Source organism: Neisseria iguanae (assembly GCF_003013245.1).
GTDB classification, from domain to species: Bacteria; Pseudomonadota; Gammaproteobacteria; order Burkholderiales; family Neisseriaceae; genus Neisseria; species Neisseria iguanae.
In genome coordinates this window covers 19,659-30,868 of record NZ_PXYY01000021.1, presented here as the reverse complement: position 1 = coordinate 30,868, position 11,210 = coordinate 19,659, and the positions used below count along the sequence as shown (strand labels likewise).

Here is an 11,210-nt window from a genome sequence, read left to right as displayed (position 1 = left end):
TCCGGCTGTGTCGGAAGCAGTCAAACCTGAGGCAGAAAGGTGTAATATTTGCCGGAATTTCTGCCCGGAAAGTTTACCGGGCTTTGGGTACTTGTTTTTAATATAGATATCAGAAGCTTACCATAAAGTTTTATGATTTTGCTTACTAAGTCCCTTAATTAAATTAAAAATAGGATTAATTTTAGATTAATAATAGCTTAGAGTTATATTTAATTAGACTAACTATTAGATGAAATTAGATTGGATATAAATATGGTGATTTCAGTCGAAATTTTTATGCAACGGGAACAAAAAAAGGTAGAAACTCAAAACTGGAACCGTTCAAAGAAGATATTTTGGCACTCAAGCAAAATGGTTTTTCTCAAAAGCAGATTCAGCAATTTCTTGCTGAAAATGGACTGTCGGTAGGGCTAACCACAATCAACTGGTTTCTTCGGACGCGTTCGAAAGATATTGATTCATCCAAAACAAAAAGTCAGAAAAAGGCAAATTTCATTAATAAGTTAAATAATAAGTCTGAGATAACCACAAAGGTAACAGAATTCGTTTTGCCAACTCAAAAAAACAGCAACAGGGGAATTTGACTGGCAGAAAGGAATTTCTGATTCTGAAATGTTTTAAATAAGAAAGCCGTCTGAATTTTTAGAAGGCTTTTATTCACTTGTGGTAAATATTTCAGAGTTATTTCTTCAAATTTTATCAGGCCGCGCAATACGGATGAATCATTTCCAGAGGTCGTTCAAAATCCTGTGTCAGCTTGAATTCTGCAACCGGATAATGCCGGCCGGCCGTCAAAACAAACCGCCAACTGCGGGAGCGTCTGCCCCCGGTTTGCAATCGGCATCGCCCATTTCCCCAAAGCCTTACCGATACCGCCATATAAAAGCTTCAACAAGCCGGTTTCATTGGGGAATGCGCCTTGGGTTTTGGCCAGCTTCCGAAACTGGCGGTGTACCGCCTCTGCCGCATTGGTCGTATAAATCGGTTTGCGTACGGCTCCGGGGCAGCGGAAACAGGCAGACAGGAGCGGCCGTTTGCTGCGCCATGACCGTATCACTTTCGGGTATTTCCGCTCCATTCCTCTTCCGGTCCGTCCAAAGCCGCTTCCGCCGCTTCGCGGTATATGGGTTTCAAGTCGGTTGCAAATGCCTTTTGGCCTTTACGCAAACTGTTGCGGATTTGGCGGGTGACGCACAATTGTACTCCGGTTTGCGGAAAGATACTGCGAACGGCTTCGTCAAAACCGGCCAAACCGTCTGCGCAGGCTGTTAGAATGTCTTTGATGCCGCGGTTGTTCAGGCCGGCCAATACTTCCAACCAATAACGCGCGCCTTCGCTTTCGGACAGGTAAAGACCGGGCAGTTCTTTACAGCCGTCCGAATTCAGACCGGGTACGGTGTAAGCGGCTGTACCGGCGTAGCGGCCTTTTACAGCGGACGGCATCGGGCCGGATGAAGGGATATAGCGCATCCAACGGGCGTTGCCGCCATTGGCGTATCTTTCACTCATTAGATGCCAGATGACAGTAAATATAAACCTTACCATAGGGGCTTTTTTCAGACGCCCCGGGGTCTTTGTAAAATCCCTGTCTTTGGTGCATTTTTGGGTGATGCGTTGCCTATCTTTGTAATAATATGTCTGCGTTTTCTGTGCTCTAACTTCGGACTACGCTCAAATCTGTTTTTTTGCAAAGGTCCGGGACTATGTTCCTAAAGGCCGTCTGAAACATTTGAAATCAAAGTCCGGGTATCAACCGGCCGGCAATACGGGTAACCGCGCCATCGGATGCTTCCAAACCGTAGATGCCGGCAATATGGCTTTGGATGTCGCGATCACTCATGCCGAGTAAGGCGGGTTTGGTTTTTCTTGACGGTTTGCGGTTCGAAACTGCCGGAACCGGTTTTGACGGTTTTTTTGCTGTGGCCGTTACGCCGGCCGGGCTGCAACTGTTTTTGTTCGAGGTATTGTCCGGTTTCGGCTTCCAATGCGGCCTTGGCCGGTTGTTTGATGGGCGGGGTAAGGGGGCCGTCTTTACCGGTCAGTGCCTGTCCGGACTGAAGTTGCCTGAGTGCGGTTTCGAAATCAAATGCGGGTTTGGTCATGTGTCTTCTCCTTTATGGGGGTTTAGGGGATTGACACAGATTTTTGAACAGTACCTTCACAAATAACCTTTTTTTTCCCCATAATACGGCTGTGTGGCGGCCAAATTAACAATATCATCAAATTCATGCAGGTATTTTTCGTCGGCACTTGCCCAACCTGCAAATTCAGCAACCACCGACAAAATATTTTGAACATCTTAGTTTGCCATATCTGACCAAGCAATTTTGACCTTCATTTTTGCTCCGCAGGTTCTTGTACGAATTTCCGCAAAAGGCTCATGCTTTCTTCATGCGACATAGACCAGCCATTTTCCAAATCATCAATTCCTGCTTGGATTTTGCCTTAGCCCACTTGCTGTATTCCTGTTGCTCGATAAAGTCATCAAACATTTTCAATAGCAGGCTACTTCTGCTTTCTCTGGTTTCTTGTTCCAGTTGCATCAGTTTTTCCGCCCGTGTACGGTTCAGTTCAATTTATGCCAACATCGTTATTTACTCCTGTCAGTTTTGTGTAATCCTGCCCTTAGTGAAAAAAACTGTTAAGAAAAATCGTTTTTTAAGGCAGTTTTTCTTCTAACGCCCAAAAAACAATTCCGACTGTTCCGGTGCCGGTTTTTGATTTTGCGCTTGTGCAACCTGTTTTATTTGGTCTTCATAGAATCGGGTTCTGGCCGCCTGCTGATACTCCGGCGACAAACCTTGAACAGCGGTTTCTAAAGTCTGTTCCAGCAACTTGCGTTGTTGTTGCTCTTTCGGTGTCAGCGTTTCGGTTTGCTTGTCGTACAAGCCTTTTATCAAGGCATGTTTCAGTTCGTCCTGATTTTGTTTAGCCGTATCGGGTGCAGTCTCTTTTTCCTGCTGTTTGTCTATGGCCTGCCCGAATGCTAAAACAAAGTTTTTAATCTTTTGGGCATCTCTGCTGGCTTTCATAATTTCAGTCGGGTCTTCCTGAAGTACCTTAATCCAACTGCCGGCATAGGCGGCGTGGCGGTCGGGATTGTGCGGCAGGCCGAGTTCGCGCGTCAGCATCAGCGATGAGATTTCCGCCCGCAATTCTTCACGCGCGTAGGATTCGCTGCCTTATCTGCCCGACAAGTCGCGGTTCAGACGGCTTTCATGACCCGTCCAGTGGCCTAATTCGTGCAGGGCAACGGCGTAGTATTCGCCTTGCCCCGTAAACTGGTCTTTATTGGGCAAAACGATAAAATCTTTAGTCGGGTTATAGTAGGCATCATTGCCACGGTGGTGAATTTCCGCACCCGAAGCCTTGAGTATGCTCTCTGCTTTGTCGTGGTTTTCCCAAACCGGCGGCGGCAGTTCTAATTTAGGCAGGCCGTCAACCTGTTCTGCATTGAATACGGTATAGCTTTTGTAAAACGGCTTTTCCAGCGGAACGCGCTCTTTAACCGGCTGACCGTCTTTGTCTTTCACGGTTTTGCCATTTTCATCTTTTTTGACACGCTCGACATGGGTAATCATCTTGATTAGGCCGATACCGCGTTCACCCTTGCGGACTTGTGCATCAATACTTTGCGCCTGTTTGTAGGTCAACCAACGCGGATCGAGCCGTCCGGCCATCATCAGCTTGAGGGAATTGGTGCCGGAATATTCCACGCCTGTTGTGTGGTTGTAGGGTAAATCTCGACCCATTGCCGGATTCCACGGTTGTTGAAAGGGGGCTGTGCCCTGTTTCAGTTTTTCAATCAATTCTTCGGCAATTTTTTGTGCGTAATCGTCATAGGGATTCTTTTTCTCTGTCATGGCTGCTGCTCCGTAAAAACGAAAAAAAGCCCTACCATAAGGCAGGGCTTTCAGACGGCCTGTTTATTTCCAGCCGTCCAAATCCAATAAGGCTTTTGCTTCTTCCGGTGTTTCCGAATCTTCAAGATAGGCTTTCATGGCTTCATAGGATTCTTGGGCAGCAAGATAGTGTTCCTGCTGCGCTTCTGTCCATGTGAAGAAAACGGCCTGCTCATCTTCGGTCAGGAAGTTTTCAACCGGCTCATCTTCGCCGATTGGCAATTCTTCAGTCATACGCTTTCCTTTCTATCAACGTGAAATTTCAGGTTCACCCGAATCATACCCCATTGTTTGGCTCGGCTGCATGGCTTCCTGCTTGATAAGGGTTACCGTTTGGCTGTGTGTCTGCGTGGGAATCTGAATAGGCTGCGGCAAATCCAGCTTGGTGCCGTGCATGTGTTTGGCCGTATGCTCGTAGTAATTGCGTAAGGCTTGCGTGCGGGTATCGCCGGTTAAACCGCGTATCGAATCCATTACACCGCGCTCGTAAAAAGCCAGTTTCTTCTGATTGGGCTTACTCAGCTTCTGCGCTTTGCCTATATAGGTATTTTTCGCCGATACGAAACCGGTATCTTGTGCGGCGGTTCTCATGCTGTTTGTCTGCTGCAAAACTTCAGCCGGAACTTCTTCACTGCCGATACTGTGAATAGGAACATCAATATCGGTGTCGGCGCGTGGCGACATATTGATTTGGCCTTCAGACGGCAAATGGCTTTGTGCCTGCAAACGGTCTGCGGCAGACATCAATTCACGGTCAGGCTGTTCATGAATGCGCTCTTCTTGTTCCTGCTTAGGCTGTTGCTGCGCTGCCTGTTCAGGCTCTTTGGTCTTAGCAGTTTCTTGTTGCTGGGTAGTAGGTAGCGGTTTACCGACTTCCTGCTCGCGTGTCTGCACGGCTTCCACACCGTTACGGGCGTATTGCTCGCGCAAGATTTCGACTTGCTTCAAATCTGCCTCAGTCGGCGTATAACCGCGCGTCTGAATACCCTGTGCGGCAGCCTCGATATCCTGTTGCTTTTAAGGTAACACGGGAAACGGTAAACGATATTACGGCGGCACCGGAATTATTGGATGAGCTTGATTTGTCGTCAACCGGAATACTGGGTGCAATAAAGGCGGTGATTCGGATGCATTCAGACAACCTTCTAAATAGGCCTACTGATACCATATCAAAATCATTCTTGCTTATCCTACTCTAAATCAAGCAGCATGGCACGCCGTCTGAAAACGCATCCGTTCAGACGGCGTATTTTTTGGTTACACAGTTTATCAACTGTAGATTTTGCCACCTTTTTGCACAAATTCTACCGCTTTTTCCGCCATACCTTTTTGCGCGGCAGCATAATCGCGCACTTCCTGTGTGATTTTCATCGAGCAGAATTTAGGGCCGCACATTGAGCAGAAGTGCGCGATTTTAGCACCTTCGGCAGGCAGGGTGGCATCATGGTAGCTTTCGGCACGTTCGGGATCAAGGCTCAGACGAAACTGGTCGCGCCAGCGGAACTCGAAACGCGCTTTCGATAAGGCATTGTCACGAACTTGTGCGCCCGGCCAGCCTTTGGCCAAATCAGCAGCATGAGCGGCAAGTTTGTAGGTAATAATGCCTGTGCGCACGTCTTCTTTATCGGGCAGACCCAAATGCTCTTTCGGAGTAACATAACACAACATGGCTGTGCCGTACCAGCCGATATTGGCTGCGCCGATGCCTGATGTGATGTGGTCGTAAGCCGGTGCGATGTCGGTCACCAACGGACCCAAGGTGTAAAATGGTGCTTCAAAACAATGCTGTAATTCTTCGGTCATGTTTTGCTTCACCCGCTGTAACGGCACATGACCGGGACCTTCAATCATTACCTGCACATCGTGTTCCCATGCTTTTGCGGTAAGTTCGCCCAAGGTGTGCAACTCGCCAAACTGCGCTGCGTCGTTAGAATCGGCGACACATCCCGGACGTAAACCGTCTCCCAAGCTGAATGATACATCATAAACCTTCATAATTTCGCAGATTTCGTCAAAATGGGTGTAAAGGAAATTTTCCTGATGATGCGCCAGACACCATTTGGCCATAATCGAACCACCGCGCGATACAATGCCGGTGAGCCGGTCGGCTGTCAGCGGTACATAACGCAGCAACACGCCGGCATGAATGGTGAAATAATCCACGCCCTGCTCGGCCTGTTCGATTAGGGTGTCGCGGAACAAATCCCACGTCAAATCTTCGGCAATGCCGCCGGTTTTTTCCAAAGCCTGATAAATCGGCACGGTGCCGATGGGTACGGGGGCATTGCGGATAATCCATTCGCGTGTTTCATGAATGTGCGCGCCGGTCGATAAATCCATAATCGTGTCAGCTCCCCAGCGCAGCGCCCACACCATTTTTTCCACTTCTTCGGTCAAGCTGGACGTAACCGCCGAATTGCCGAGATTGCCGTTGATTTTCACGCAGAAATTGCGGCCGATAATCATCGGTTCCAATTCGGGGTGGTTGATATTGGCCGGAATAATGGCGCGACCTGCAGCGACTTCCTGACGCACGAATTCGGGCGTGATTTGGTCGGGATGGGTGGGAAGGTTTGCACCGAAACTTTCACCGGGGTGTTGTTCCGCCAATTTGGCGTATTCTGGCCGCCGGAAAAGCTCGTCCATCTTCATACGCTCTCGCAGGGCGACAAATTCCATTTCCGGCGTAATGATGCCTTCGCGCGCATAGTGCATTTGCGTGACATTTCTGCCTGTTTTGGCGCGGCGCGGGCGGGTAATTTGGTTGAAACGCAGATGCGAGGTTTTCGGATCGTGGGCGCACTCCAAACCATATCTGCTGGATAAACCGCTCAAGATTTCGGTGTCGCCGCGTTCGTCCAGCCATACGCTGCGGATATGCGGCAGGCCCTGTTTCAAGTCGATTTTGGCAGCCGGATCTCCGTATGCCCCGCTGGTGTCGTACACCGGAATCGGCGGGTTCGGCTCGCGCCCGCGATCGCTGACGGTGTCGTCTTGGCGGATTTCACGCAACGGTACGCGTATATCGTCGCGGCTGCCGGAAAGGTAAACTTTGTCGGAATTGGGATAGGCAAACTGAATGCCTAAATCATGGGAAAGTCGGTCGAGTTGGGCGGCTTCGTTGCCGTTGGTTTTGAATGCCATAATAAAGTGCTCCTGTTTCTCGTTTATCAGAATGAAACGAAACAGGAGCGGCATTGTGGTTTCAGACGGCCTCATTCGTCTATTGGGATTTAGGCCGTCTGAAAATAGAAACAAGCTGAAACTCCCCACGCAGGTATTATCCTGATCGGGTGGTATAAGGGTAATTCTCAGCCGCGTATGGCGCAGCACCCCTGTTTCCGTTAACGGTAATTAAAGCATAAAGGCCAAAGCTTGTAAATCATGATTTGAGGGAGTACATTAGGGTGTGTCCTTATTTCGCCTGCGTCGCACATTTTCGAGCAAAAAAACGCATATACAAGCGAAAAACACAGCAAGGTTGGACAACCTTGCGCGCATTTTCAACGCATTAAGCATGTTTTTATGCCGGCAAGATGCCGAATTTAGAAAACAGCGATGAGAACAAGCCGCTTAAGCACGGACAAACAAAACAAGCTGATTGAACTGTTTGTAGCCGGAACAACAGCCAGAACAGCCGATGCTTTGGTCGGTGTCAAAAATACAGCTGCCTATTACTTCCACTGGTTACCGATGTTAATCTACCTGCACAGCTCGCATCTGGAAATATTTGATGGTGAAGTTGAAGCAGATGAATCCTATTTTGGTGGCAGATGCAAAGGCAAACGCAGGCGTGGTGCGGCCGAAAAGTCCCTGTATTTGGACTGTTCAAACATAATGGAAAGGTTTATACCGTCCCGGTTGCCAACAGCCAAACTGCTATGTTACTGCCTATGATCCGTGAGCAAGTCACACCCGACAGTGTGGTTTATACGGATAGCTATCACAGTTACGATGTACTTGATGTCAGTGAGTTTATTCACTGTCGTATTAGCCATACATAATGAGTTGTTTGCCGACAAGCTTAATCATATGAACGGAATTGAGAATTTTTGAAATCAGGCTAAGCGTCATTCAGATAAGTTTAACGTCATTCCCAAAGCGCATTTTCATCTGTTGTTGAAGGCGTGCGAATGGCGTTTCGACTACAGCGATCCAAAATTGCAATTATCCATTTTAAAACAACCGCAAGAAAGGGAATGCCCTAGTTATCCGGGACAGCCACTAAATAAAAAATCTCTAAACCATTGAAAAACTCAGGATAAACCGACCGTATCCGTCATTACCGGGACAGGTCGATAATGGCGGCTTGAGGGTGGTTGGATTTTCAAAGATTACGGCCGTCTGAAAGATTTTTCAGACGGCCTGTCGAATTGCTATCCGGCCTTTAAGGCAAATTCTCCAACATCCATTTCACATAGCGGCCCACGCCATCTTTCACGTCAAAAAAAGATTGGTCGTAACCGGCTTCACGTAATTTGGTCATGTCGGCTTGGGTGAAATTCTGATATTTGCCTTTCAACGCATCCGGAAACGGAATGTAGCGAATCAGTTCTTCTTCCACCAATTCCTCCAAACTCATTTCCGGCTTGCCTTCGGCGGCGCGGCAGGCGTTGACGGTGGCGGCGGCCAAATCGTTGAACTGGCGGCTACGGCCTGTGCCTAAGTTGAAAATACCTGACAATTCGGGATTATCGAAGAAAAACAGGTTCACTTTGACCACATCTTCCACGCTGATAAAGTCGCGGGTTTGTTCGCCGTTACCGTAACCGTCATTGGCGCCAAACAGGTTCACATAGCCGTTTTCACGGTACTGGTTGAAATGATGGAAAGCCACCGAAGCCATGCGTCCTTTGTGTTGTTCCATTTGGCCGTACACATTGAAATAGCGGAAGCCGACCACTTGCGCGGTCAAGCCCTCTTCCATGCGGCGGCGCAATACTTGGTCAAACAGAAATTTTGAATAGCCGTACACATTCAGTGGCTTTTCCAACTCGCGCTCTTCGCGGAAAATCTCGCCCTTGCCGTACACCGCTGCGCTGGACGCATACAGCAGCGGAATGTGCTCGTCTTGACACCAATCAAGCAAATCCAGCGTATATTGATAGTTGTTGTCCATCATATACAAGCCGTCGTGGTTCATGGTGTCGGAACACGCACCTTGATGAAACACGGCTTGGATGTCATCATAAGGCAGCGCGTGTTCGCGCACTTGGCGGATGAATTCATGTTTGTCGAGATAATGGCTGAGTTCGCATTCGGCCAGATTTTTAAATTTTTCGCCGCGCGTGAGGTTGTCCACCGCTACGATGTCGATGATGCCTCGCGCATTCAGTGCTTTGACGATGTTGCTGCCGATAAAGCCGGCGGCGCCGGTTACGATGATGGTCATAACAATTCCTTTTGTTTTTCAGACGGCCTTTAAACATGAGACCGTCTGAATCGTTGAAATTAACTGCCTATTGTTCGGTCAATGCGGCTTGCAGTTCGTCAAACGAGCACACTGCTGTACCCAACTTGGCCACCACCACACCGGCGGCGGTATTGGCCAAATGCATGGATTCTGCCATGGTAAAACCGGCAGCCATCGCCAAACCCATACCGGCAATCACAGTATCGCCCGCGCCGGAAACGTCATAAACTTCCTGCGCCCTCGTTGGCTGATACACCGTTTCACCATCGTTAAACAGTGTCATACCTTCTTCGCTGCGGGTCAGCAAAATGGCGGACAAATCAAGATGGCGGCGCAGGTTTTGTACTTTTTCGGTGAGGTCGTCTTCGTTTTTCCAACTGCCGGCCACTTCTTTCAATTCGCTGCGGTTAGGCGTAATCAAGGTCGCTCCGGCGTATTTTTCGTAATCGTCGCCTTTCGGGTCAATCAACACGATTTTACCGGCCTGTTTCGCACAATCAATCATGTCGGCAATGTGGGTCAGGATGCCTTTACCGTAATCGGAAAAAATCACCGCATCGTAATCAGGCAACACTGCCTGATAGTGTTCTTTGACCTGTTCCAACACTTCATGATGCGGCAATTCTTCGAAATCCAAACGAATCAATTGCTGGTTGCGGGAAACTACGCGCAGTTTCACCGTGGTGGAGATTTGTTTATCACGCATTAAATAAGATTCTACGCTGTCTTGCTGCATCAATTGGTCAAGCGAATCGGCGGCTTCGTCATGGCCGGTCACCGACAACAATCCGGCCTTACCGCCCAATGAAGCGATATTGTGCGCCACATTGGCCGCCCCGCCCGCGCGTTGGTCGATTTGGTTGATTTTTGCTACCGGCACCGGCGCTTCAGGGGAGATGCGCGATACGTCGCCGAACCAGTAACGGTCGAGCATGACATCACCCACCACCAACACCCGCGCTTGGGCAAAACGCTGCTGTATATCTGCTGCTTGGAATTTTTGTACCATATTGAATGAATTCCTGATTAGGGTATGCTGTTTTATTGCGTGAATCGGTTTTTACGTTCACGCTGATACGGTTACGATTCTAAATTCAATTGGTTTTATTGGGTTTTCAACCCAAACTACCCTTGAGGCCGTTTGAAATTATTCAGCCGGATTTGCCACACGGTTCACTTCGCGCAACACGGCAACCGGATCGGCGGCTTGTGTGACCGGTCGGCCCATCACCAAATAAGTCGAACCGGCGGCTAATGCTTCGGCAGGGGTCATAATGCGGCGTTGGTCGTCGTTGTTGCCCGCAATATCCAAACGGATGCCCGGCGTTACCAATACGAAATCTCCGCCCAGTTCGCGACGCAACGGCGCTGCTTCCAAAGGTGAGCAGACCACGCCGTCCAAGCCCGATCTTTGGGCCAGCTTGGACAAACGCAATACCTGTTGCTCCGGTTCGATGTCAAGCCCGATTTCGGCCATGTCGTCCTGTTCCATACTGGTCAACACGGTCACCCCGATGAGTAAGGGTTTTTGCGCATAATCGGCAATGGCTTCCGCAGCGGCTTCCATCATACGGCGGCCGCCCGAAGCGTGCAAATCCACCATCCATACGCCCATATCGGCCGCCACGCGGCAGGCTTGGGCAACGGTATTGGGAATATCGTGGTATTTCAAATCCAAGAATAATTTAAACCCTTGGTTAATCAGCTTTTCTGCCAACGGACGGACGGTCGCGGTAAACAGCTCTTTGCCGATTTTAATTTGGCACAAGCCTGGGTCCAGCGTGCGCACAAAATTCAGCGTATCGGCTTCGTTGGCAAAATCCAAGGCCACAATCACCGGCGTGCGGGCCTGCGGCATGTAAAAATCAGTGATTAACGGGTTCATCATTATTCCT

Annotated in this window: 8 protein-coding genes, 4 pseudogenes and 1 riboswitch; of the genes and pseudogenes, 2 read left to right on the top strand and 10 right to left on the bottom strand. The window is 49.1% G+C overall.

Annotated elements, in window-relative coordinates:
* The first annotated feature begins 335 nt into the window (after positions 1-335).
* On the top strand, positions 336-584 hold the full coding sequence (locus tag C7N83_RS05100) for a hypothetical protein (protein WP_106741102.1): 249 nt from the start codon (positions 336-338) through the stop codon (positions 582-584).
* A 155-nt stretch (positions 585-739) separates the two neighbouring features.
* Here the strand turns inward: C7N83_RS05100 and C7N83_RS15805 are convergent.
* The 7 genes and pseudogenes from C7N83_RS15805 to thiC form a co-directional block, all read right to left on the bottom strand.
* Positions 740-1,501, bottom strand: a pseudogene (locus C7N83_RS15805) (IS256 family transposase); the annotation flags it as partial.
* A 343-nt stretch (positions 1,502-1,844) separates the two neighbouring features.
* Positions 1,845-2,006 (bottom strand): annotated as a pseudogene (locus C7N83_RS15800) (IS256 family transposase); the annotation flags it as partial.
* Positions 2,007-2,378: 372 nt separating this feature from the next.
* Positions 2,379-2,543 (bottom strand): hypothetical protein, encoded by a 165-nt coding sequence (locus C7N83_RS14610; protein WP_170064808.1) that lies wholly within the window; start codon positions 2,541-2,543, stop codon positions 2,379-2,381.
* A 132-nt stretch (positions 2,544-2,675) separates the two neighbouring features.
* Positions 2,676-3,863 (bottom strand): annotated as a pseudogene (locus C7N83_RS15795) (ArdC family protein).
* A gap of 63 nt (positions 3,864-3,926) precedes the next feature.
* Positions 3,927-4,136, bottom strand: a complete 210-nt coding sequence (locus tag C7N83_RS05070; protein WP_106741093.1) for a hypothetical protein — start codon at positions 4,134-4,136, stop codon at positions 3,927-3,929.
* Between the two features lie 15 nt (positions 4,137-4,151).
* On the bottom strand, positions 4,152-4,850 hold the full coding sequence (locus C7N83_RS05065) for a hypothetical protein (protein ID WP_106741092.1): 699 nt from the start codon (positions 4,848-4,850) through the stop codon (positions 4,152-4,154).
* Positions 4,851-5,171: 321 nt separating this feature from the next.
* Complete coding sequence (gene thiC, locus C7N83_RS05060; RefSeq protein WP_106741090.1) at positions 5,172-7,046, bottom strand: phosphomethylpyrimidine synthase ThiC; 1,875 nt, start codon at positions 7,044-7,046, stop codon at positions 5,172-5,174.
* A 105-nt stretch (positions 7,047-7,151) separates the two neighbouring features.
* A riboswitch (TPP riboswitch) is annotated at positions 7,152-7,249 on the bottom strand.
* 211 nt (positions 7,250-7,460) lie between these two features.
* Here thiC and C7N83_RS05055 point away from each other — a divergent pair.
* Positions 7,461-8,153 (top strand): annotated as a pseudogene (locus tag C7N83_RS05055) (IS1595 family transposase).
* A 136-nt stretch (positions 8,154-8,289) separates the two neighbouring features.
* Here C7N83_RS05055 and rfaD read toward each other — a convergent pair.
* The 3 genes from rfaD to pyrF form a co-directional block, all read right to left on the bottom strand.
* Complete coding sequence (gene rfaD / locus C7N83_RS05050; protein ID WP_106741089.1) at positions 8,290-9,294, bottom strand: ADP-glyceromanno-heptose 6-epimerase; 1,005 nt, start codon at positions 9,292-9,294, stop codon at positions 8,290-8,292.
* A 67-nt stretch (positions 9,295-9,361) separates the two neighbouring features.
* The gene (gene rfaE1, locus C7N83_RS05045; protein ID WP_106741087.1) at positions 9,362-10,324 is read right to left on the bottom strand and encodes a D-glycero-beta-D-manno-heptose-7-phosphate kinase; all 963 of its coding nucleotides are present in this window, start codon (positions 10,322-10,324) and stop codon (positions 9,362-9,364) included.
* 138 nt (positions 10,325-10,462) lie between these two features.
* On the bottom strand, positions 10,463-11,200 hold the full coding sequence (gene pyrF / locus C7N83_RS05040) for an orotidine-5'-phosphate decarboxylase (protein WP_106741085.1): 738 nt from the start codon (positions 11,198-11,200) through the stop codon (positions 10,463-10,465).
* Between the last annotated feature and the right edge of the window lie 10 nt (positions 11,201-11,210).

Bases quoted from the DNA above. Each gene is read 5' to 3' on its own strand.
- C7N83_RS14610 (WP_170064808.1), bottom strand. From the start codon at position 2,543: ATGCAACTGGAACAAGAAACCAGAGAAAGCAGAAGTAGCCTGCTATTG.
- C7N83_RS05070 (WP_106741093.1), bottom strand. From the start codon at position 4,136: ATGACTGAAGAATTGCCAATCGGCGAAGATGAGCCGGTTGAAAACTTC.
- pyrF (WP_106741085.1), bottom strand. From the start codon at position 11,200: ATGAACCCGTTAATCACTGATTTTTACATGCCGCAGGCCCGCACGCCG.
- thiC (WP_106741090.1), bottom strand. From the start codon at position 7,046: ATGGCATTCAAAACCAACGGCAACGAAGCCGCCCAACTCGACCGACTT.
- rfaE1 (WP_106741087.1), bottom strand. From the start codon at position 10,324: ATGGTACAAAAATTCCAAGCAGCAGATATACAGCAGCGTTTTGCCCAA.
- rfaD (WP_106741089.1), bottom strand. From the start codon at position 9,294: ATGACCATCATCGTAACCGGCGCCGCCGGCTTTATCGGCAGCAACATC.